The sequence below is a fragment of the Bacillus sp. FSL K6-0268 genome, from assembly GCF_038005425.1.
Taxonomy (GTDB): Bacteria; Bacillota; Bacilli; order Bacillales; family Bacillaceae_G; genus Bacillus_A; species Bacillus_A thuringiensis_S.
In genome coordinates, this window is record NZ_JBBOTF010000001.1 from 4,012,847 (window position 1) to 4,035,141 (window position 22,295).

Below are 22,295 nucleotides of genomic sequence, written 5' to 3' on the forward strand. Positions count from 1 at the left end.
GGATGATATACATGACAGTTGAAAATAAAGAAATTCAATATTCGGTAGGGATCGAAGATTTATATTTGTGCTTGATGAAGGGAAATGAAACTTCTAGTGCACTACCAACTTATGAGGATATCGTTTATAGACAAACGAACATTTCTGATTTAACGATTTCCACTACTTCTACTAATTTTACAAAGTGGGCATCTAACAAAAAAATTATTAACATTGTCAAAAATACAGCGTTTGGATTAGCTTTTAATCTTGCTGGTCTAAATCGAGAAGTAAAAGATAAAATCTTTGCCAAAACACGTAAAAAGGGCGTGTCTTTTGAAACAGCGAAGGCGAAGGCGTACCCAAAGTTCGCAGTAGGTGTTGTATTTCCTTTAAATGATGGAACAAAAATAGTACGTTGGTATCCAAAATGTACGGTTGCTCCAGTAGAAGAATCTTGGAAAACACAAGGTGATGAAATGACTGTGGATGACATTGCTTACACAATTACAGCAGATCCATTGTTATGTAATGACGTAACACAAGCTGAATTAGATACTGGTGATCCAGAGGCAAAAGGAATTAAAGCTGAAGATTTCTTAAAACAAGTCATTTGTGATGAATCTCAATTAACACAACTTGGTGGAACATCGACGCCAGGGAAATAAGGAGTGATAGTATGGCACGTTTAAGTGATTTAGTTAACGTTAATATAACTAGAAATAGTATTAAAATACAGGGTGTTACAATCCCTGTTGTTTTTACTTTTGAATCTTTTCCTTATGTGGAAGAGGCGTATGGAACACCCTATCATGAATTTGAAAAAGAAATGAATGATATGTTAGGAAAAGGTCAATTTAGCCTGGGAGAAAATGAAGCGAAATTGATGCGTGCATTAATTTATGCGATGGTACGTAGTGGTGGTACGGAATGTACAGTAGCTGAATTGAAAGGTGCCATTCCTATGAATGATTTACCTGATATCTTCATCGTTGTATACGAAATTTTCAGTGGCCAAACTTTCCAAACTTCTGATATGGAGAAGCTGAAGCAAGAAAAAAAGTAAAAAACATACTGACTAAAAACGAGGAATCTCAGTCCGAATTGGACTGGGATTTTTATTTTTATGTCGGTAATACATTGCTTGGTTTAAGTATGGATGACTTTTGGAAAATTACACCGGCACATTTTCTAAAACAGTTCATTATGCATCTCAGATACAACAATCCAGATGCATTACATGAGCAGAAACCGAAACAAATTTACACGCTAGATCAAACACCATTCCTATAAGAAATGAGATAATATGAAGTGACCTCCTAGATTATCAAGTCAGGGATTTTAACCCATAATAATGAATGAAAACATTATGAATGGGGTTATACCCTATGATAATAGGAGGCCACTATGGAAAATATAATATATATTGGGATGGATGTCCACAAGGAAAGTTTTAGCTTATGTGCACTACACGGAACAACTGGGGAAATTGTAAGAGAAGCACGATGTGCTTCAAATGTATCTCTCGTAAAAAAATTCGTTGAGAAACTGAAAACAAAATATGGTGAAGATATAAAAATTAAAGCTGGATATGAGGCTGGTTGTTTAGGGTATTCACTTCATAATCTTCTTGAACAAAATGGAATTGATTGTGATATTTTAGCTCCCACAACAATGTACAGTTCATCAAAAAACAAAATGGTGAAAAATGATAAATTCGATGCCAAAATGATTGCTCTTAATTTAGCAAATGGCACCTATAAAGAAGTATATGTTCCAGAAGAAGAGGATGTTGCCGTGAAAGAGTATATCCGCATGTTAGGTGATTTTAAAACATCTTTGAAAAAAATAAAACAACAGATAAAAGCATTCCTTTTAAGACATGGCTATGTGTATGAAGGGAAATCAAGCTGGACAATCGCTTATATGAAATGGTTAAAGAATCTTGATCTACAAGGATTATTCAAAGAAACGTTAGGCGAATACCTATTACAGTATGATGTTCTAGTCGATAAAATTGAGCGGTTCAGTTTGAGATTAGAAGAATTATCTCATCGTGAAAGGTACGAAGAACCAATCGCAAAGTTAAGATGCTTAAAAGGTATAGATACAACATCGGCAATGACTGTTCATGTGGAAATTGCAGACTTCACTCGTTTTCCCACGGCTAAAGCATTTATGGCTTATGTAGGATTGACGCCAAGCGAAAGCTCAAGTGGAGAGAAAATCAGTCGACGTTCGATTACAAAACAAGGAAATTCGACCGTTAGGTCTACTCTTGTAGAATGTGCAAATGCGTTGGTAAAAGGAGCAATCGGATTAAAATCGAAGCGAGTGAAAGCAAGACAAAAAGGGCAACGAAGCGAAGTGATTGCTTATGCGGATCAGGCTGTAGAAAGGTTACAAAGAAAATATTATCGCATGATATATCAAGGGAAGCCTAGAAATGTTGCCGTTACAGCTATCGCAAGAGAACTGGGGTGTTTTATATGGGGATTAGAAACAGGTAAAATTCACCGAAAATAAAGAGGGAAGGATATGAAGTTGATTGATTCATAGTTAGAAATCAAAGGTATCAATTGATGGCATAGATGAGCTTCAGAGATAGTGAATTACAGGTCTGGCTATCTATGACTCACCTCTTCTGGCATGGCTGAAATTCTGATAAACAAGCTATTTATTAGAATTTGAAAAGGTGTGATCCACGCAGTGAGATTATAAGAGCCTAACGACGAACCATTAACCTGAGGTAACCAATCCACGAATAACAGAGTGGTTAACTGTCGATAGATCTTATTTCTGAAGCTTTTGTATGCCATCAAGAAAAATATTATGGGTGAAAAACTATTGACAAAGGTCACTTCATAACAGGTGAGAAAATGCCTGGGAATAGTAAAGAAAGAAACGTTGTTCTTAATTTTAAAATGGATGGCCAAGTTCAGTATGCAAATACATTGAAACAAATCAATATGGTTATGAATAATGCAGCGAAAGAATATAAAAATCATATTGCAGCAATGGGCCAAGATGCGACGATGACTGATAAACTTCTTGCTGAAAAGAAGAAGCTTGAAATTCAAATGGAAGCAGCCAAGAAACGTACAGCTATGTTACGTGCTGAATATCAAGCGATGTCCAAGGACACAAGTACAACCGCCGAACAACTCAATAAAATGTACGGGAAGTTGCTTGATGCAGAACGTGCTGAAACTTCTCTTGATAATGCAATGAAACGAGTGAATGAAGGTCTTTCCGAGCAAGCAATTGAAGCCAGGGAAGCACGTGGAACTTTACTGGATTTGCAAGAGAATTCTAAGAAACTTGAAGCAGAACAAAAAAAGCTAACAAGCTCTTTTAAACTTCAGAATGCTGAATTAGGAGCAAACGCTAGTGAAGCGGATAAGTTGGAATTAGCACAGAAACAACTACGTCAGCAAACAGAAATGACGGATAAAGTCGTCCACAATTTAGAACAACAATTAAGCACAGCAAAACGTGCGTATGGTGAGAATTCTACAGAGGTGCAGCAACTTGAAGCTAAATTAAACCAAGCAAAAACGACAGTAAAGCAATTTGAAAACTCATTACAGAGTGTTGGGCGAAGTGGTTCACAAGCGGCGGATGGAATGGCGGAAATCAATAAGAAACTTGATATGAACAATTTAATGGAAGCCGCTGAAGTTCTACAAGGAATATCCGAAAAATTGATTGAAATGGGAAAGTCGATTGTAAATACAGCAATAGAGTTTGATGGATCGCAGAGGAAAATTCAAGCTTCATTAGGGTTGACCGGAAAAGGTGCCGAAAATCTTCAAAAGATTGCTGTTGATACTTGGAAAAAAGGTTTTGGTGAAAATCTTGAAGAGGTAGACAATGCGCTTATAAAGGTCTATCAAAACATGAGAGATGTTCCACATGAAGAATTACAAGGTGCATCAGAAAACGTTTTAACGCTAGCTAAAGTTTATGATGTGGATTTAAACGAAGCGACACGCGGTGCAGGACAATTAATGAGCCAATTTGGTTTATCTACACAAGAAACCTTTGACTTACTTGCTGCCGGTGCTCAAGAAGGTTTAAATTATTCGGATGAATTATTTGATAATTTATCTGAATATGCGCCTTTATTCAAGCAAGGTGGTTTTAGTGCTCAAGAAATGTTTACGATTTTAGCAAATGGAACAAAAAGCGGTTCGTATAACTTAGACTATATTAATGACCTGGTAAAGGAATTTGGTATCCGTGTACAAGATGGTTCGAAAGGTGTATCAGAAGGATTCGGTGATTTATCTGAAGAGACACAAAAAGTATGGAAGTCATTCAATGAAGGTAAGGGAACTGCAGCTGATGTATTCAATGCTGTATTAGGTGATTTACGTAAAATGGATGATAAAGTAAAGGCAAACCAGATTGGTGTTGCTTTATTTGGTGTGAAATGGGAAGACATGGGCGCTGAAGCTGTACTGAGTCTAAATAATGTACATGGTGGTCTTGGCGATGTAACTGGACGTATGGATGAAATGAAGAAACTTCAGGAAGAATCTTTGGGGCAGCAATTTCAAAAAGCATTAAGAGAAACACAGGCTGCGTTAGAACCACTTGGAAAGAAATTTGCAGAATTAGCTAAAGATATTTTACCTCCAATTGTTGATGGAGTTAAAGCTGTAATGGATTGGTTTAGTAAATTGTCGGAAGTCGATCAAACGCTTTTAATCGTGATGGGTGCATTGAGTGCGGCGTTTATTATTCTAACTCCAATTGTAGCAGCTCTCGCTGTTTCATTTGGTGCGTTGAATCTGGCGTTTTTACCTGTAATAGCTACCATTGCAGCAGTTTCCTTAGTGATAACTGGTATTATCATGTTAATAAAAAACTGGGGTGCCATAACGGATTGGCTTTCTGAAAAATGGTCACAATTTAAAGAGTGGTTTGGCGAATTGTGGGCAGGTATACTTCAGGCATGTAGTGATGGTTGGTCTTCCACAGTTGATTATTTTTCTGGAGCCTGGTCAGATTTTTTAAATATGGCAAATGAGTTCTTTGAACCTGTCGGTCAATTTTTTACTGATTTATGGACTGGAATTTCTGATACAACATCGGAAATTTGGACAGGTATTACTGATTATTTTTCAGACTCGTGGTCTTCATTCATTGAATTAGCAAATAGTATATTGTCTCCTTTGGGTGAATTTTTTAGTGGATTGTGGACGGGTATTGTTGAAACAGCTTCTGCATTATGGGGGACACTCGTGCAATCTTGGCAAGAAACTTGGAATACCATTGTTACGGTTTTAGATCCAATTATTTCTTTGATTTCTACGGTTCTTGAGGCAGGATGGTTATTCATACAAGCTGGAGCACAAATTGCATGGGCGGCCATATCTCAATATATTATACAGCCGATTCAGGAATCGTATGATTGGGTAAGTAAACAAATTGGTGAATTGGTTGCTTGGTTAGGCACACAATGGGAAATTGCAAAAGCTGTGGCGCAAGTTGCGTGGGGATTATTTAAGCAATATATCGTTCAGCCAGTCCAAGAAGCTTGGAGTACAACAAAAGAAAAATTCAGTGATTTGATTTCTTGGTTAAGTTCACAGTGGGAGACAGTGAAAGCATATACTTCCGCAGCGTGGAATCTAGTAAAACAATATGTTATTCAGCCTGTTCAGGAATTGTGGAATACAACGAAAGAAAAATTGAATGATTTAGCGAATTGGATACTAGGTAATTGGGCCAAAATCCAATCTTATACACTTACAGCATGGAATTTAGTTTATAAATATATTATTGATCCAGTTATTTCAGCTTATAATTCTGCAAAAGAGAAGTTCAATGATATGTACAATACAGCACGGGAAAAGTTTGATTCAGTAAAAAATGTAGCTCAAAAAAAGTTTGATGCAGCAAAGAGGTTTATCATTGCCCCGATTAAAGATGCGGTGGAGAAAGTGAAGGGATTCATTGATAAAATCAAAGGATTTTTCAGTGATTTGAAATTAAAGATTCCGAAACCGGAAATGCCTAAAATGCCGCATTTTAGTTTAGAAACTAGCACGAAAAACATTTTAGGGAAAGACATTACGTATCCATCTGGCATTGGTGTACAATGGCGTGCAAAAGGCGGTATTTTTACTAGACCTACAATCTTCGGTATGAGTAATGGTCAGTTACAAGGTGCAGGCGAGGCTGGAAATGAAGCAGTTTTACCGTTGAATAAAAAGACATTAGGTGCGATTGGTGAAGGGATTGCAGCAACGATGTCTACTGAACCAACTGTAATTCATATTTATAATCCTTCAGTGAGGGATGATCGTGATATCGACCGTATGGTCGGAAAAATAGATGATGCACTTGCTCAAAAAGTGCGTAATTCAAAAATAGGAATAGGGAGGACGACTTAATTGTTGGATATAGGAATCGATAATGAATTAGCAAGCAGTTACGGATTAGGTTTAGTAGGTCGTCCAGTGATTCCAACCGCAAAACAAAAGGTAGAACATATAGAAATACCAGGACGACATGGTTCACTTACAAAGAAAGGGGCATATGAAAATGTCCCTTTTAAGGTGAAATTTAATATGTTGGAAAGGGAAAATATTAAACCTTTCATAAGACGTGCAAAACCTTGGTTATTACAAGGGAAAACATTTTTTTTCACAGATGACGATGTACATCGGAAGATTAAGCATGTTGAAATGGGAGACATCACAACGGAAATTGAGGAGCATGGTGAATTTGAGGTGGATTTCACACTAGATCCCTTTGAATATACAGAGGATGTAAATCTAAAGCTCACCAAACCTGGTGTAATTTATAATCCAGGTACAATTGAATCTGATCCTAAGTTTTGGATTTTGGGAAATGGTACTTTCCGTATAACAATCAATGACGTCTCTTTTCAAATAAAAGATGTGAATGGTTCTGTTGTCATAGACTCAGAAATACTTGAAGCATATACCGATACCATATCAATGAATCATAAAATGATGGGGCAGTTCCCTATATTCAACATGGGAGAAAATAAAATAGAGTGGTCAGGAGCAATTCAATTTATGGAAATTCGACCTAGGTGGAGATATAAATGATTACTTTATATAAACCAAATGAGACTGATTTTACACACAATGGTATAGGGGCTTTAGATAAACATATTTATAACGCAACTGTTGAGGAAGAACTCAATGGTTTATTTGTGTTTGCGTTTCATTACCCTTTATTTGCTCCCTATGGAACAAAAATTGACGGAATGAGCCTGATAAAAGTGCCTACTCCTGATGGAAATCAACTATTCCGAGTCGTAACACCGAAAGTTAGTATGGGAGAAATACAAGTAGTTTGTTACCATATTTTTTATGATTTAACGGAAAACTTGATTGAAGATATATTTATTCAGCCTACAAATGGTAGTGGAGCTATGGCTCGGTTGTCATCAGGCTGTCAATATAAGCATCCTTTTACTTTTTATTCAGATATAACCAATATATCCACCGCACGTATTGTTCGAAAGAATCCTGTTGAAGCAATGTTGGATACGAGCCAAGATAATTCATTTGTTAATCGTTGGGGTGGCGAATTAAAACGAGATAATTTTGATGTAAAGATGCTCAGAAGCCGAGGAACAAACCGTGGAGTTGTAATTAGGCATAAAAAAGATTTGTTAGGGTATGAAGGAAGTGTGGATTGGAAAAGCCCTACGACCAGAATTATGCCGCAAGGGTTTGATGGATTGTTATTACCAGAAAAATATGTAGATAGTCCACTCATTCATAAGTATCCGCATCCAAGAATACGAGTGATTGAATTTCATCATATAAAAGCAGCGATTGGTGACAACGCAAAGGACGAAGATGCCGTTCCGTTGGAAGAAGCATATAAACGATTGCGGCAAGCTGCAAAAGATATGTTTGATGTGCAAAAAGTAGATCAACCGAAAGCAACCTATCAGGTTGCTTTCCAAGAATTATCTCAAACAGAGGAGTATAAAGAATATAAAATCTTGCAGCGTGTTTGGATGGGGGATACTGTTACGGTGAAACATGAGGAAGATGGTATGGATATTCAGGCAAAAGTCATTTCTTATAAATATGACCCCATCAAAAAAGAATATATCCACGTAACCATTGGTAATTTCAAAGAATCGTTTACCGACCTGTCTAGTAAAGTAGATCAAGTGCAACAAGATGTGTCCAATATGCCAGGTTCTTTACTGGATGCAGCGAAGGAAAATGCAACAAAATTAATTCATTCGGGATTTGGTGGGAATGTTCGTGTCTATCCAGATCGCGTACTTATCATGGATACCAAGAATGAAATGACAGCTGCGAAGGTGTGGCAGTGGAACATAAACGGATTTGGGTATTCCTCAACTGGGGTAAACGGACCGTATGAGATTGCGATTACAAGTGATGGAAGAATTGTGGCGGATTTTATTACAACGGGAGTGTTGAATGGAAATTTGATTCGAGGTGGAGAAATAACAGGAACGACGCTTCGAACGTCCCATGATTCGAATTATGTTTCGATTACTAAACAATTTATTCGGTTGATGGAATCTGATATCACGCGCATTTTTATGGGGTACTATATTAATAAAAATCGTAACTACTCAGCTTAGTTAAACAAAAAAGCATGCCAAATACATGTTTCCTGTTCGAAAACATGAAAAAGAACACACTCCGATAAGAGAAAGAATCTATATGAAATAGAAACATTCTCTTACGAAAGAGTGGTATTCCAAGGAACCGTTCCGGTTTTTAACACCTGACTTATCGCTTGTAATACTGATTGATTTTGTTTTTTCATGGTGCTCATAAAACTACGTATGTGGCAAAATGATTCTGCACCTTCCTTACTTCGAAACGTCCCAGACACTTTTTGTTTGACTTTCGTCATCCGAATATCTCGCTCCGCTTGATTGTTATCAAATGGAATATCTGGACTTTCTAAGAACGCTAGAATTCTGTCCGCATACTTAGCAAAGCGATTCCATAAATTTTGAGAAGGCGTCTGTTTTCTTTTCTTTTTTTGTTCTGCAGAAGGCACCTGTTTGCCTTTCAATATGGCCTGGTATGCGGCAAACAGATTCTTTTTCTCTATTTCTGGAATATTTCCCTTGTATTGCTTTTTTATTGTCAAAGCTTGTGTAAGGAATTCTTTCATTTGTTGTGCCCATGTTTCTCCGGTACTATCTATAATCCCTTGCAAATCTCGCAAGAGATGGGCATTACATAAAACATGACGACAATCTGTATACACATCATACGGTTTCCACCCATCATGCATAGCAATTCCAGAAAAAGAAGGCAAGATTTCACCTGCATCCATCGCTTCTTTTCCGCGTTTTTCATGAATATGTTGAAATGTCACCTCCGGTGTACTCGCAGTATGTAACCATTGTGTTTTATTTTCTACTCGCATACCGGTTTCATCAAAATGGACAACAGAAGACTGCAGAATCTGTTCTTTTACTTCTTCGAGAAACGGCCGCAATTGAGCAGAAAAAGCATGGGTATGATTGACTAACGTCCCTTCGCTTATCGAATGTCCAAAACAATCTTGAAAGAATTCTTTTGTTCGTTTCAAAGAAAGGCATTGATAATGTGTTAAATAAGGAATCAGTGTTTTTATATTTGGACCATATTGAACAGGACGAGAGACAGTAGAGGGAAACTGGGATTCTTGGATAGAATGGCAATGTGGGCACTCTTTTTGTTCCACTTTATGTTCTGTGACTTCTATCAGGATAGGTGGTAAATCATACACTTGGCGAATGCGGTATCCTTTTACAGGTTCATGTTTTAAGGACGTGTGACAACAAATACAATGCGTAGGAGAATAGGTAATCATATTGTCAGGAGTCGTTGTCAAATGAAGTGTATGTCCTTTGTGGCCCAACTGGCCACCGGTTTGACGCTGGGATGATTTTCGCAAACTTTTTGTAATAGGCTTACGAAAACCATCTGTAGAGGGTGGTTTATGACTATTTGTAGAGTTTTTTTTTGAACGATTTTCTAATTCTTCTATACGCTCTTTTAAATTCTGTATTTGACTTTCTAATTGATGAACAAAATCGTAAATAGCTTGAGGTCCCTTTTGATAGACAGCTAGAATTTCTTGTTTTTTCAACATAAATACCACCTCCTTGTCTGATATATCTAGTATTCACACAAAAAGTACATATCAGACTAGTAAATGAAAAAAGCCTCCGTGAGGAAGCTGAGTAGTTACTAAAAATCATACTATGCAACCCACAATTGTATTAGGTGGCAATAATGATATAACAGCAACGCGAGGTGCCGTGTTGGTTTATCAACTGGAAGGTTCGCCTAGTTCGGGAGGTATCGGCATATCGAATGGATATCAAAATGGTGATCCGACAAGAGTCTCTTTTTCGGCATTACTGGCGTTTAATCAAAATGGACATGCGGAATTCAGATCGGATCAAAGCCTAGAACTGGAGTCAAAAGACTCGTATGCTTCTTTGAGAAGCAAAAATAATCTCTTCTTGGAAAGTAAAGCCGGTGGTGCGTATTTCACGGCAAAAGAAGGATTTAGCTTCCGTCAAAATGGAGACCGGGTTGTGGATTTGAAACAGTCACCTGGTGGAGATAGTGACATCGTATTTCAGAACATTTTATTACGGAATAATAGAAATTATGAAAGTACCTATGTGCAAGTGAAAAGTGGATTAGGGACGTATTTTAACGGTGTTTTAGCATCTGATTTTAAAGTTTCTTCTAAGAGGAAATATAAAACAAATATACGAGATGTGAAAGATAGCATGTTAGACAAGATTATGGATTGGGATATCAAAGCGTATAATCTGAAAGTGGATATGCCGAAGCTCTACGAAAAGCGGATGAATCGAACAGAGGGAGAACCGACCATTACAACGGAAGCGATTGAAACGTACTATGGAAGGGTGATTCCGGATGAGTCCACGGATTCGGGAGTGAGTCTGTATTCGATGACATCGCAGGTAACAAGAGCGTTTCAAGAATATGTGACAAAAACAGATGCGAGATTGGAAGAAATGGAGCCGATACCACGAAAAGGAAATGTAAAACACCGGAATAAGAAAAAGCGGCAGAGAAGACCACCTAGATGTGTGAAAAGGACAAGTTAGAAAGAGGTGTAGTTATGCGAAATGAGGAAATCATGATAGATGTAGCAGAGCCTGTATTTACAAAAATCATTCGTTCCAGGCAAAATGATACAAACGGGTTGAAGCTTACGGTATATGTAAGAGAAAAGGGGCAACCTATCGATTTAACAGGCTATGCAGTGAAATATGAAGCGACCAATCATACAGGAGGATGTATACGTGATGATGCACAAATCGTAGATGCAAAGAATGGTATGTTCGTCTATACATTATCAACACAAGCTGTTTCCACATCGGATGATTGGACAGCTTATTTTGTGATGGAAAAAGGTACAGAAAGAATGAGTACACCAGACATTCGTATTACATTAAGACGTGATGTAAAAGAAGGAAATATCAAAATAGAAAACTATATTTCTGAGTTTGATGGGGCAATGGAGCGTGTAAAGGGGTATCGAAAAGAAATGGATGACGCGAATAAAAAAATAGGTGAGTTAAAGCCGTATATACAAAGTCAGTTTGAGACAACCAATCAAAAAATCAAAGAAATCACGCCGTATATAGACGAGCAATACCTGAAGACCAATAAAAAAATTGAGGAGTTAGGTGCAAGTATTGCGGCAAATGGTGTGGTGAAAAAAGTCGGAGATACCATGACGGGACCGCTTGTCATCGACCATAAGGGAGTGGAATCCCCGTTGCAAGTTTCGAATCCATCCGGACGATTTCGATTTCTTCCGCAGAAAGATTGGAATACCGTGGAAAGCGGTACGGTAGATGGAAAAGCGAAAAATCTGAATGTCACAGGAACGAATAACACCATGTTAGACAAGGTCCAAGTAAAGACAAAGGAATGGATGATAGAAGGAACAGCAAACCAAGCGATTGTTGGTATCGGGACGAATGGAGTATATATGGGGAATGCAGTCACCAAGAAATATCTGCAATTCAAAGACGATGGTACACTTTCTTATAGCGGGAAGAAAGTAGGCTTTGTAGAGGATATGGCGGAGGAGACCAAAAAGTTCATGCAAGGATTTACGAACTTTAAAAATGGCTTTCATTCTAATGGCAGTGGAAATTCCTTTTTTTATGGAATAGACCAGTTTGGATGGAAACATATACAAGGGCTTGTAGAAGGCGGGAGTACAGAAGCAGGGGCGGTTATTGGCTCATTGCCTGAGTTTATGAAGCCTGCCTATTGGGCAACTGTTACAGCGGTATATGATACGACAGGTGGTGCAACCTATTCTCCGTGCGCCGTGAATATTGCTTGGAATGGTGATATCATTTGTCAAACAAAAAGAAGTGCTTCCAGCTTTATTATCATTAACGGGATGTATCTGTAGAAAGGAAGAAGGTGAAATCGTGAAAGGATACGCTAGGTGTGCAGAAATAGATTTGGATTTTGAATAAAATACGGCTTTTATAGAGAAGAGCCTTCTAGTGAATCACAGTGAAGGGGGTTGTCTCATATGATATAGAGATTGTTGGATTCAAATCACTAAGGATGTGAAGGTATGGAAGATTTACAAGTAAAAATAGATTATTTAAAAGCAGAACAAAAGGAAATCATGCGAGATATTCGTAACTTAGAAACGCGGACAACGATAAACGAAAAGGATATTTCCACAATCAATAAGCAATTAGAAAAAATTAGCATGAATACCACATGGATTTTACGAATTGTGATTAGTTCTGTAATCATGGCAGTTTTAGGATTGGTGCTAAAAGGCGGATTTTAAGATAATTGTATGTATGCAAGGGGGGACAAGAGTCTCTCTTTTTTTTGGAAAGGAGTTGAAACACATGAGCATTGAAATTGGTGCACTGATTGCCGTCCTATCACTCGCTATCAGTTATTTTGGCTATGCACTGAACAAATCAAAATCGATTAAATCAGATGGACAACAGAGTGCAGAAGTAAAAGCAGAACTGGGATATATCCGGAAAGGAGTGGATGACATACGCATTGATTTGAAAGCCAGTGAAAAACAAATGGTAGCACTAGGAGAACGGGTTACGAGAGTGGAGGAAAGTACCAAACAAGCGCATAAACGCTTAGATACAATCGAAAAGGAGAATGACTAAACATGAATTTGTCAAAAGAAAATATTAAAAAACGATTCCGCAACTGGAAAACATGGGTTGCGGTTTTTTCATTACTTGGTTTTGTATGTGCGAAATTTGGTTTATCAGAGGCGAAAACGTTTTTGGATGAATTGGCACCTTACTTGTTAACGGTAGGAATTGCATTAGGGATTTGGTCAGATCATGAAGGAAATGAGAAAGGGGATGTGGAGTAATGGCTACATATAGTTTACATGGTGGTCACAATCGTATTGTACAAGGTGCAAACTGGGGGAATAGAAAAGAACACATCATGGATCGACAGGTGAAAGATGCGGTTGCAGACAGGTTACGGGCACTAGGTCATACAGTGTATGACGATACGGATGAAACCGGCTCTACGCAAGCGCAGAATTTGAATAATATTGTAGCGAAATGTAACTCGCATGATGTTAGCTTGGTCATTTCGTTCCACTTGAACGCATTCAATAGTGTTGCTAATGGCGTTGAGGTCTTATACTACGACCAACAAGCGCTAGCTGCTAAGGTTTCAGCTCAATTATCGAAAGATATCGGTTGGTCTAATCGTGGTGCGAAAGAGCGTAAAGACCTGGCTGTACTTCGAGGGACAAAAGCCCCAGCTATCTTAATTGAATTAGGATTTATCGATAACGATGCGGATATGGAGAAATGGAATGTGGATAAGGTTGCGAATTCAATCGTATACGCTTTGACTGGACAAATTGTTACGGGCGGTTCTAATCATAATGGTGCGGGTACATCTACACAACCGTCTACCAATGGTGTAGGTGTCGTGACAATTACAGCCGATGTATTGCGTGTTCGTACAGGACCAGGAACGAATTATGGTATTGTGAAGAATGTGTACCGAGGCGAACGATATCAATCTTGGGGCATTCAAAATGGGTGGTACAATGTTGGCGGAGACCAATGGGTGTCTGGAGAGTATGTGAGGTTTGAGAGATAAATTGCACAATTTTAAAGGATACACATAGTATAACAGCAAAACAGCCTATGTGTATGTGAAAGGAAACAAGGAGGTTTGCGCCTCCTTGTTCTAAAAATGAAACATTTCTTCAGATATATCTTCTTTTATAATCCACTCTAATATATCAGGTAATAGCAGGATGGTGACACCGAAAATAACCCCGAAACCTAATCCTAATAGTAGTGAAATTCTCAAGTAATATCCGATGAATAACCAGATGACAGCTAACAATAGCAATAAAAGTGCAATAGGTAGTTTGACAATCAATTCTTCTCCCCCTCATATAGGATGTTTTATATTTAATTATAAGGATTAAGGAAGATGAAGTGTATTGAAAAAAATAAAAGGTTGAATAACGAAAAATGGGGAATCCTAACGAGACATAGGGAATTATAAGGAAAAAAGCGAGTCCCCCTAAATAAAGAGAACTCGCTTCATATGGAGTGATCATATGAGTAGAACATTATAAGATATACTATCCCCGTATTGGTGTTCTATACTATGTCTATGTAGTTATGGGGAAAATATGATAATAAAAAACAGAGTATACGTGACCAAGGTGTACTCTGCTATAGTGTTTTCTCTTGAACCACCATATATAGAAAATGATGTTGTGTAACTAAAAAATGAAAAAGCACTCCAGGGTGGTGAGGCCGGAGTGCTTTTTCTGTGTATAGAAAGGCATCATGCCAGGAGCAGTTTATTATATGCTTCTAAAGTGTTTATTATGCTGTAAAGACAAAAAGACACCTTCCCCTCCCTAGGTAAAGGTGTCTTTCATATGGTGATTCTCTAGATGTCATGTATAGTATATTCTATATTAGCGGAGAATAGAACTTATTATTATTGACTGTTACATTTCCATATAGTATATTTTTTATGAAATTACTCTAAATGAATTGTTATAAGAAATCCGTTTCCTTTTGGAGGCGGATTTTTTGTGTATATCCAGAAATAAAGAGCCCGCTGTGGAGTGAGAAGAAGGGGCTCTTCGGGTGAAGAAAATCGTTGATGTTTTCCTCATGTGGTATAAGTATATGCAATAACGTGTGAAAATATGTAAAAGGCATTCCGAGGTGCTGAACCAGAATTCCTTTTTGTGTATGCCTAGCGCTAGGAGTAATAGAATATATGTGCTGAGATGTGAAAATATGCCACAACTAAAAAAGAGCAATCTCAGGTTGGGAGAGAATGCTCAATCGCTTATTAAAATATTTTACGGAAGTCAGCACTATAGGTATATGATTAATGAATCTGAAATAGAACAAAAAACACCTTCTTCAGTTGAAGGTGTTATAAATGGAGGTAACGCTTTGAATCATAAATAGTATATCCACTAACGTGGTAAATTAGAACTCGTTATTGACGGATATATTTAAATATGGTATATTCTAACTATTCCATTTTATAATTGAATGGTTAACCTGCAGAGAGCCGTTTCCTTTTGGGAGACGGCTTTTTTGCGTTTACATATCCCAAAAGTCATCTGCTTTTATTCTAGGATCAACTTCTCGAAGGGTTTTTAATATTTTTTGCATTGTTTTTTGAGTAGGTGACCTTTCAAAATTATTAGCGAGTTCTCCAATTGTATTTCTTCCTAGCCCTGATTTTCGTACAAGCCATTCTTGTTCGATATTATGTTTGTCTAAAAATTTTCCTAGCTTTGTCCGTTTTTTTCCTAAACCCCACATCATTTTCACCTCATTAATTTATTACATACAGTCATGTCCACTTTTCATTAAAAATAAAACCCCAAAAATGATGAATATTGTCCAAGCCCTCCACAATATGATGTATCAGGGTGAATTACCTTGGTAATGGACGTACCAGTTACCTCAAACCGTACCATGGTAATGGGTGCTTCAAGTTGTATCATACCTACATTTCTTCATTCTGTTAAAAAGGGAGAGGGAGCAATTATGTGGAACATCAAAAGAGCATCGTCACAAGAAATGTGTGAGTATTGTAAATGTCTTTTGTCGGAATGGTTATTTTGGAGAGGGAATGGAAAGAAATATTGTTCGGAATCTTGTGCGGAATACGATAAAAAATAACCGAGGGGGCTGAGTGGATGTTTATGAAAAAACAAGTCATTCCCTTTCGGGATTTTATGAGTGAATCATATAAAAAGAAAGAGATGCAAATACAGAAATATCATGCATGGAGTCCATTAGCATTTCTTCATATGTCGGATGCAATCGTAAATACATATCTGGCGTTAGGAGTAATGGGAGGGGTTTTAATTGGAGGAGTCCTGTTAGAAAAATATCTTGTGCAAAACGATTCGATAGCAGCAGCCAAATTATGTTCGGATGTGATGTATTATGGTGTTAAATTGGGCGGAGTGGGCTTCATCGCTTATGCATTCATTCGCATTGTCATCATGTTCTAGGAGGTTCTTCATGGGAATACTACACGAATGGTTTCAGAAAAGGTCTTTAAAACATCAGCTGATAGAGGTATTTCAAAAGGCTGGTTTATATACGGAGCATCAAACACGAGGTGGGAAAATCCCAATTTATCCGAAGATTCATGATGTATCTTCCTCGACAGAGCGTGTGAGATATGTATTTACTGTTCCCAATGGATTAGACCCGCAGAGTATAGAAAAGAAATGGTTTTGTTTTCAACAAATACTGGGACGGAATGTAGCAATTGAGGGGAATATTAAGAAGTTTGTTCTTCATGTATTTCATTCTAGCGCAGGATTAGAGTCATATGAGTACAGCTATAAAAACTGGCAGCCGCTATTAAAAAAATATCGTCTTCCAGTTGTAGTTGGTCGAGACCAGTTTGGCAAAATGATTGTGTACGATATGGTGGATGCAAATTCACCGCATCTCCTCATTGCGGGAGAAACAGGGAGCGGAAAAAGTAGTATGGTGCGTGTTGTATTGTCCACATTGATTCAAACCATGTTGCCCGATACCTTGCATTTATATCTAGGCGATTTGAAGAACTCGGAATTTCATTTCTTACGACGAGTCAAACATGTAAAAGAAGTATGCATGGAAGAACATGAAATGAAGAGCATGCTTCAAAACGTGTGGAATGAAATCAGGGAACGTAGAAAGCTCATGGAAGAATATGAAATAGATCATATTGACAAATACAACACATTACATCCCGATAAACAGAAACCCTTTATTCTGTTAGCGATTGATGAAGTAGCGATGCTACAAGATGAAAAAGAGTGTATGGCGACAATAGAAAAAATATCGGCAGTTGGTCGGGCACTAGGTGTCTTCTTGATGCTGTCCATGCAACGTCCTGATGCAAAGGTATTAGATGGGAAGCTCAAACTCAACATGACGGTTCGGATGGGCTTTAAATGTGCCGATTCGATTAATAGCAATATCATGGGTACACCTGGAGCGGAACAGCTAGAGCAGTCAGGACAAATGATTCTAAAGCTAAATGGATTACAGAAAGTGCAAGCGCCATATTTAGCATTAAACAAAGCGAAACAAATGATAGAACCGTATCGTGTACCAAAGGATAAATACATGATTTCAAATCAGCAACAAGAAAAAATTCCTGTGTTTGGAGTGTTGAACCATGAAGAGTAGAGATCAAGCCATTCTGAAAGATTTACACCGTTTTCGATGCATGTCCCGTGATGATATTATTGATTTGCATTTTCAAGGACTCAAGAAAGCTGTTACGTGTTGCAATGCAGTGATGAAACGATTAAGACGGGACGGAAGTGTGGAAGCAGAGGTTTCCCAGCAACCATATATTTATTTCCCGCAACCGAGTACACTTCGAAAGGTAAGTCAAAAGATTCCGCATTTCCTCGCTATTGTGGATGTTTATAAACAACTGTTGCAGTACGAACAACCGAAATTATTTAAGGTTGAACCCAAATACAGTAAAGCATATATGGAACCTGATGCATTCGCAATCTGGAGACAGTCCCCATTTTTCATCGAGGTCCAACGGTCTATCTATAGCCAAGCGATGATGAAAGAAAAATTGAATCGGTATGAAGCATATTTTTATAGCTTAAAATGGCAACAAGAACCATGGCAACCGAAGCAAGCAAAATATTTTCCATCCCTTCTCGTGATTACAGATACACACTACGACATCTACTCGACAAATTTCCACGTATTTCAGGCGAGATCGATTCATGATTTTATGAATCAAATAGCGATTCGGAAGTAAGATTATTCACCAGTCATTTGCAAAAATAACGCATTACGAGCATCAAAATTTGTCTTACGATCTGCAAGAATATGTATCTCCTTAAAGCTATCGATATAGTCATAGACCATATGTTTAAACGTGCGTGTAAAGTAGCCAATCGGATTTCTCATCAACGTACCGTTATGCTCATATCCATGCGTTTTAGAGAACAGGACAGAAGAAGCATTCGCAAGAAGGTTGTGGAAGATATCTGTATCCGCTAGTAAACTACATTTCTTGGCAGCCTTTTTCGCGATGTTGCTCGCATTTTTGAAAGACTCATTAATCACTTTTGAATCAAAAGCATGTCCTAATTTCCCACGCATAGATGATGGTACACGGTAATCGATGAAATCTGAATCCTGTGGAATAGATTGTGAAACGCCCTCTTTACGTTTATTTATCTTTTTACTCTCTTGTTTTAAAGAAATAGATTTTGTTTTTGGGGTGTGACAAATTTCAGCATTTTTAGCTGGTTTGGGTGTGACAAGTTGTACGTCTGTATGAATAGGTTGAATCACAATAACATTACTCGTTTGTCTCCTATCGCTCTTACGTTTCATTTCGAGTTGTTTAATAATACCAAGGGATTCTAAGTATTGGCATACACGAATAACTGTTCTGCGGCTAATATGAAGTGCGTCCGCAATGTTATTTTTGGTTTTAAAAGAAACACCAAGGTACTTAGCGGAATAGTGGTGTAAATGATCGAGTACTGCCATTTGGTTTTTATTTAATTTATATTGTTTTTTATATGCTCGCACAGTGTCATTTAATTCCTTGAGAGTTTGAAAGGATGTTAAGTTTTCGTATGTTTCTTCACTTGCAATAATTGAAATTACTTGTTTCTTTTTCATAAGGGCTCGTCTCCTTTGAAAATAAAAAAGCAACAGAATGCCACAAAATGTAAGCAAACTGTTGCGAGGAGACCCTTATGTACGATAAAATAAGGTACATGAAGAGTTACAGCAAGTGTTTGCCTAGTTAGGTTAGGCGGACGGTATAAAAGGTGCTCTAACACCTTTTATACACGCTGTGCTCTTTTATTTTTTATTAGTTTCATTTTGAATTTTTGCGGTAACAAAATGGCATTAAATAACCAGAAATATGTTGCTATTTGTAAATTTGGATATAGTACAAAACTGCATGATATAGCTGTTTGCTGCGTTTTTTGGAAGATAAAGTTTTATGTATAATAGATTGGTAAGATCTAGTTGCCTCTTTTTTTCATAAGGAATTTTTTGTGAAAACTGTAAAAATCATAAGGGGAGTATTGAAGTTTCGCTTTATACATCCCCTATCTTTCGGATACACTAAATAATATAAGGTTTTAAAGGAGGTATTTTTGCTTGGAAGAAATCACACAAGAACATATTGATAAGTTGTTATTATTTATGAGAGAAGAAGCGTATAAACCGCTAACGATACAAGAGTTAGAAGAGGCATTTGGAATTGAAGGTTCTGAGGGCTTTAAAGATTTTGTAAAAGCACTTGTAATGATGGAAGAGAAGGGACTTGTTATTCGTACACGTAGTAATCGATACGGTCTTCCTGAAAAGATGAATTTAGTACGAGGTAAGTTAATTGGACATGCACGTGGCTTTGCTTTCGTTGTGCCAGAAGAGAAGAAAACTGGAGACGATGATCTTTTCATCCCTCCTACAGAATTAAACGGTGCACTTCATGGCGATACAGTATTAGCACGCCTTAGTTCTCAATCGAGCGGTTCACGTCAAGAAGGTTCAATTGTACGCATTTTAGAGCGTGGAACGAAAGAACTTGTTGGTACATATACAGAATCGAAAAACTTTGGATTTGTTATACCTGACAATAAGCGCTGGACGAGTGATATCTTTATCTTGAAAAGTGCATCAATGGGTGCTGTAGAAGGTCATAAAGTAGTTGTGAAAATTACGAGCTATCCAGAAAACCGTTTAAGCGCAGAAGGTGAAGTTATTCAAATTCTAGGTCATAAAAATGATCCAGGAGTAGATATTTTATCTGTCATTCATAAACATCATTTACCTTTAGCATTCCCTGAAGAAGTGATGGAGCATGCAAACAGTGTACCAGAAACGATTTCAGAAGAAGATTTAAAGGATCGTCGTGATTTACGTGATCAAATGATTGTAACGATTGATGGTGCAGACGCGAAAGACTTAGATGATGCTGTTACAGTAACGAAGCTTGAGAACGGTAACTACAAGCTTGGTGTTCACATTGCGGATGTAAGTCATTATGTTCAAGAAGGTTCTCCAATTGATGTAGAAGCAGCGGAAAGAGCGACGAGTGTGTATCTTGTTGACCGTGTAATTCCGATGATTCCACATCGTCTATCTAACGGTATTTGCTCATTAAATCCGAAAGTAGACCGTCTGACATTATCTTGTGAAATGGAAATCAACAACTTAGGTGATGTTGTTAAACACGAGATTTTCCAAAGTGTGATTAAAACGACAGAGCGTATGACGTATGCTGACGTAAGAAGCATTTTAGAAGATGAGGACGAAGAGTTAATTAAGCGTTATGAGCCATTAGTACCGATGTTTAAAGAGATGGGTCAATTGGCACAAATTCTACGTGAAAAACGTATGCGCCGTGGTGCAATTGACTTTGACTTTAAAGAAGCGAAAGTATTAGTAGATGAAGAAGGAAAACCGACTGATGTTGTTATGCGCGATCGTTCTGTATCAGAGAAGTTAATTGAAGAATTTATGCTTGTTGCGAATGAAACAGTAGCAGAGCACTTCCACTGGATGAACGTACCGTTTATGTACCGTGTCCATGAAGATCCGAAAGAAGATAAGCTTGAGCGTTTCTTCGAGTTTGTAACGAACTTCGGATATGCGGTAAAAGGACGTGCGAATGAAGTACACCCTCGTGCGCTGCAACAAATTCTTGAAATGGTTCAAGGACAGCCTGAAGAAGTAGTTATTTCAACGGTTATGCTTCGTTCTATGAAGCAAGCTCGTTACGATGCGGATAGTTTAGGGCATTTCGGTTTATCAACTGAGTTCTACACACATTTCACATCACCAATTCGTCGTTACCCAGATACAATCGTTCATAGATTAATTCGTGAATACATTATTAATGGTAAAGTCGACAATGAAACGCAAGCAAAATGGCGTGAAAAATTACCTGAGATTGCAGAGCACTCTTCTAATATGGAACGCCGTGCTGTTGAAGCAGAGCGTGAAACAGATGAGATGAAAAAAGCAGAGTATATGGTTGATAAGATCGGTGAAGAGTATGACGGTATGATTAGCTCTGTAACAAACTTCGGTTTATTCGTAGAGCTTCCAAATACAATTGAAGGTCTTGTACACGTTAGCTACTTAACGGATGATTACTACCGTTATGACGAGCAGCATTTCGCTATGATCGGAGAGCGTACAGGAAACGTATTCCGCATCGGTGACGAAATTACAATTCGTGTTATTAACGTAAATAAAGACGAGCGTGCAATCGACTTTGAAATCGTTGGCATGAAAGGTACACCTCGTCGTAAGTTCAAAGATCGTCCAGTCGTTATCGAGCAGCCAAGAACAGGCAGAAAGAAACGCGGTGGACGTAGCGAGCGCAGTAATGAGCGCGGCGGTGAACGTGGCACAGGTAGAAAGTTTGACCGTGGTGGCAAAGGTAAAAGCACAGGAAGAGGATCCGCATCAGCAACAGCATCCACGTCTGCTAGTCAGCCAGGGAAAAAAGATGGTAATGGCAAGAAGAAAAAAGGATTCTTCGAAAACGTACCAGGATTCAAGAAGAAAAAGAAAAAGCGTAAGTAAGAAAAGGATGGCTTCGCTTTGATGAAAAGCGAGGCTTTTTCTTTTTTTATTAGTGGCTTGAGAGCGAGCCACTTTCGCTTTCTAATGGAATCCAGCTACAGTGGCTAGAATGTTTGGCGGCTTCACTTCTTCCCGAGAGGCAAAGAGCGCCTCA

Annotated in this window: 20 protein-coding genes and 1 pseudogene; 17 read left to right on the forward strand and 4 right to left on the reverse strand. The window is 38.0% G+C overall.

Annotated features, from left to right (window positions below; all coding sequences use genetic code 11):
- Positions 1-11: 11 nt before the first annotated feature.
- The 7 genes and pseudogenes from MHI28_RS20690 to MHI28_RS20720 all read left to right on the forward strand — a co-directional run.
- Entirely contained in the window at positions 12-647 is a 636-nt protein-coding gene (locus MHI28_RS20690) for a major tail protein (RefSeq protein ID WP_340828262.1), read from the forward strand.
- Positions 648-658: 11 nt separating this feature from the next.
- Positions 659-1,045 (forward strand): hypothetical protein, encoded by a 387-nt coding sequence (locus MHI28_RS20695; protein ID WP_088029327.1) that lies wholly within the window; start codon positions 659-661, stop codon positions 1,043-1,045.
- A 38-nt stretch (positions 1,046-1,083) separates the two neighbouring features.
- Positions 1,084-1,272 carry a hypothetical protein gene (locus MHI28_RS20700; protein ID WP_006927278.1) on the forward strand — a complete coding sequence of 63 codons (189 nt, stop codon included), beginning with the start codon at positions 1,084-1,086 and terminating at the stop codon, positions 1,270-1,272.
- A gap of 114 nt (positions 1,273-1,386) precedes the next feature.
- On the forward strand, positions 1,387-2,505 hold the full coding sequence (locus MHI28_RS20705; protein ID WP_277548338.1) for an IS110 family transposase: 1,119 nt from the start codon (positions 1,387-1,389) through the stop codon (positions 2,503-2,505).
- A gap of 353 nt (positions 2,506-2,858) precedes the next feature.
- On the forward strand, positions 2,859-6,383 hold the full coding sequence (locus MHI28_RS20710; protein WP_340828263.1) for a phage tail tape measure protein: 3,525 nt from the start codon (positions 2,859-2,861) through the stop codon (positions 6,381-6,383).
- Positions 6,384-7,067 (forward strand): phage tail domain-containing protein, encoded by a 684-nt coding sequence (locus MHI28_RS20715; protein ID WP_197228920.1) that lies wholly within the window; start codon positions 6,384-6,386, stop codon positions 7,065-7,067. It abuts the gene before it with no gap.
- A pseudogene (locus tag MHI28_RS20720) lies at positions 7,064-8,572 on the forward strand (phage tail spike protein); the annotation flags it as partial. The gene MHI28_RS20715 and the pseudogene MHI28_RS20720, both read left to right, overlap by 4 nt.
- A gap of 125 nt (positions 8,573-8,697) precedes the next feature.
- Here MHI28_RS20720 and tnpC read toward each other — a convergent pair.
- Positions 8,698-10,110: an IS66 family transposase gene (gene tnpC, locus MHI28_RS20725; RefSeq protein ID WP_197233369.1), complete on the reverse strand. Its 1,413-nt coding sequence runs from the start codon at positions 10,108-10,110 to the stop codon at positions 8,698-8,700.
- A 169-nt stretch (positions 10,111-10,279) separates the two neighbouring features.
- Between tnpC and MHI28_RS20730 the strand changes: the two genes are divergently transcribed.
- The 6 genes from MHI28_RS20730 to MHI28_RS20755 all read left to right on the forward strand — a co-directional run bounded on the left by MHI28_RS20730 (position 10,280) and on the right by MHI28_RS20755 (position 14,144).
- On the forward strand, positions 10,280-11,107 hold the full coding sequence (locus tag MHI28_RS20730) for a tail fiber domain-containing protein (RefSeq protein ID WP_340828449.1): 828 nt from the start codon (positions 10,280-10,282) through the stop codon (positions 11,105-11,107).
- 14 nt (positions 11,108-11,121) lie between these two features.
- Positions 11,122-12,435, forward strand: a complete 1,314-nt coding sequence (locus tag MHI28_RS20735; protein WP_236828797.1) for a BppU family phage baseplate upper protein — start codon at positions 11,122-11,124, stop codon at positions 12,433-12,435.
- Between the two features lie 171 nt (positions 12,436-12,606).
- Positions 12,607-12,831, forward strand: coding sequence for a hemolysin XhlA family protein (locus tag MHI28_RS20740; protein WP_065485713.1), 225 nt, complete (start codon positions 12,607-12,609; stop codon positions 12,829-12,831).
- Positions 12,832-12,895: 64 nt separating this feature from the next.
- Positions 12,896-13,177 carry a hypothetical protein gene (locus tag MHI28_RS20745; RefSeq protein WP_065485712.1) on the forward strand — a complete coding sequence of 94 codons (282 nt, stop codon included), beginning with the start codon at positions 12,896-12,898 and terminating at the stop codon, positions 13,175-13,177.
- Between the two features lie 2 nt (positions 13,178-13,179).
- Positions 13,180-13,392, forward strand: coding sequence for a hypothetical protein (locus MHI28_RS20750; RefSeq protein ID WP_429861217.1), 213 nt, complete (start codon positions 13,180-13,182; stop codon positions 13,390-13,392).
- The gene (locus MHI28_RS20755) at positions 13,392-14,144 is read left to right on the forward strand and encodes an N-acetylmuramoyl-L-alanine amidase (RefSeq protein ID WP_127064177.1); all 753 of its coding nucleotides are present in this window, start codon (positions 13,392-13,394) and stop codon (positions 14,142-14,144) included. The genes MHI28_RS20750 and MHI28_RS20755 overlap by 1 nt, the downstream gene beginning before the upstream one ends.
- Before the next feature lie 90 nt (positions 14,145-14,234).
- On the opposite strand, the gene MHI28_RS20765 is transcribed toward MHI28_RS20755, so the two are convergent.
- On the reverse strand, positions 14,235-14,432 hold the full coding sequence (locus tag MHI28_RS20765) for a hypothetical protein (RefSeq protein WP_127064176.1): 198 nt from the start codon (positions 14,430-14,432) through the stop codon (positions 14,235-14,237).
- Positions 14,433-15,631: 1,199 nt separating this feature from the next.
- Entirely contained in the window at positions 15,632-15,856 is a 225-nt protein-coding gene (locus MHI28_RS20770) for a helix-turn-helix domain-containing protein (protein ID WP_060852440.1), read from the reverse strand.
- Between the two features lie 380 nt (positions 15,857-16,236).
- Here MHI28_RS20770 and MHI28_RS20775 point away from each other — a divergent pair, with 380 nt between their 5' ends.
- Genes MHI28_RS20775 through MHI28_RS20785 form a run of 3 tightly spaced genes read left to right on the forward strand, consistent with a single transcriptional unit; the run spans position 16,237 to position 18,332 of the window.
- A complete protein-coding gene (locus tag MHI28_RS20775) occupies positions 16,237-16,557 on the forward strand; it encodes a hypothetical protein (protein WP_060852439.1) in 321 nt (106 codons plus the stop codon).
- A gap of 10 nt (positions 16,558-16,567) precedes the next feature.
- Positions 16,568-17,734, forward strand: coding sequence for an FtsK/SpoIIIE domain-containing protein (locus MHI28_RS20780; RefSeq protein ID WP_127064175.1), 1,167 nt, complete (start codon positions 16,568-16,570; stop codon positions 17,732-17,734).
- A complete protein-coding gene (locus tag MHI28_RS20785; RefSeq protein WP_060852437.1) occupies positions 17,724-18,332 on the forward strand; it encodes a replication-relaxation family protein in 609 nt (202 codons plus the stop codon). The genes MHI28_RS20780 and MHI28_RS20785 overlap by 11 nt, the downstream gene beginning before the upstream one ends.
- Before the next feature lie 2 nt (positions 18,333-18,334).
- Here MHI28_RS20785 and MHI28_RS20790 read toward each other — a convergent pair whose 3' ends face one another.
- Complete coding sequence (locus MHI28_RS20790; protein ID WP_127064174.1) at positions 18,335-19,210, reverse strand: cytosolic protein; 876 nt, start codon at positions 19,208-19,210, stop codon at positions 18,335-18,337.
- 492 nt (positions 19,211-19,702) lie between these two features.
- Between MHI28_RS20790 and rnr the strand changes: the two genes are divergently transcribed.
- Entirely contained in the window at positions 19,703-22,141 is a 2,439-nt protein-coding gene (gene rnr, locus MHI28_RS20795) for a ribonuclease R (RefSeq protein WP_000391343.1), read from the forward strand.
- The last annotated feature ends 154 nt before the right edge of the window (positions 22,142-22,295 follow it).

What these genes read in the sequence shown, in the direction of transcription:
- MHI28_RS20790 (WP_127064174.1), bottom strand. Translation starts at nt 19,210, where the DNA reads ATGAAAAAGAAACAAGTAATTTCAATTATTGCAAGTGAAGAAACATAC.
- MHI28_RS20775 (WP_060852439.1), top strand. Translation starts at nt 16,237, where the DNA reads ATGTTTATGAAAAAACAAGTCATTCCCTTTCGGGATTTTATGAGTGAA.
- MHI28_RS20770 (WP_060852440.1), bottom strand. Translation starts at nt 15,856, where the DNA reads ATGTGGGGTTTAGGAAAAAAACGGACAAAGCTAGGAAAATTTTTAGAC.
- MHI28_RS20735 (WP_236828797.1), top strand. Translation starts at nt 11,122, where the DNA reads ATGCGAAATGAGGAAATCATGATAGATGTAGCAGAGCCTGTATTTACA.
- MHI28_RS20705 (WP_277548338.1), top strand. Translation starts at nt 1,387, where the DNA reads ATGGAAAATATAATATATATTGGGATGGATGTCCACAAGGAAAGTTTT.
- MHI28_RS20785 (WP_060852437.1), top strand. Translation starts at nt 17,724, where the DNA reads ATGAAGAGTAGAGATCAAGCCATTCTGAAAGATTTACACCGTTTTCGA.
- MHI28_RS20750 (WP_429861217.1), top strand. Translation starts at nt 13,180, where the DNA reads ATGAATTTGTCAAAAGAAAATATTAAAAAACGATTCCGCAACTGGAAA.
- MHI28_RS20690 (WP_340828262.1), top strand. Translation starts at nt 12, where the DNA reads ATGACAGTTGAAAATAAAGAAATTCAATATTCGGTAGGGATCGAAGAT.
- MHI28_RS20780 (WP_127064175.1), top strand. Translation starts at nt 16,568, where the DNA reads ATGGGAATACTACACGAATGGTTTCAGAAAAGGTCTTTAAAACATCAG.
- MHI28_RS20755 (WP_127064177.1), top strand. Translation starts at nt 13,392, where the DNA reads ATGGCTACATATAGTTTACATGGTGGTCACAATCGTATTGTACAAGGT.
- MHI28_RS20710 (WP_340828263.1), top strand. Translation starts at nt 2,859, where the DNA reads ATGCCTGGGAATAGTAAAGAAAGAAACGTTGTTCTTAATTTTAAAATG.
- tnpC (WP_197233369.1), bottom strand. Translation starts at nt 10,110, where the DNA reads ATGTTGAAAAAACAAGAAATTCTAGCTGTCTATCAAAAGGGACCTCAA.
- MHI28_RS20745 (WP_065485712.1), top strand. Translation starts at nt 12,896, where the DNA reads ATGAGCATTGAAATTGGTGCACTGATTGCCGTCCTATCACTCGCTATC.
- MHI28_RS20740 (WP_065485713.1), top strand. Translation starts at nt 12,607, where the DNA reads ATGGAAGATTTACAAGTAAAAATAGATTATTTAAAAGCAGAACAAAAG.
- MHI28_RS20695 (WP_088029327.1), top strand. Translation starts at nt 659, where the DNA reads ATGGCACGTTTAAGTGATTTAGTTAACGTTAATATAACTAGAAATAGT.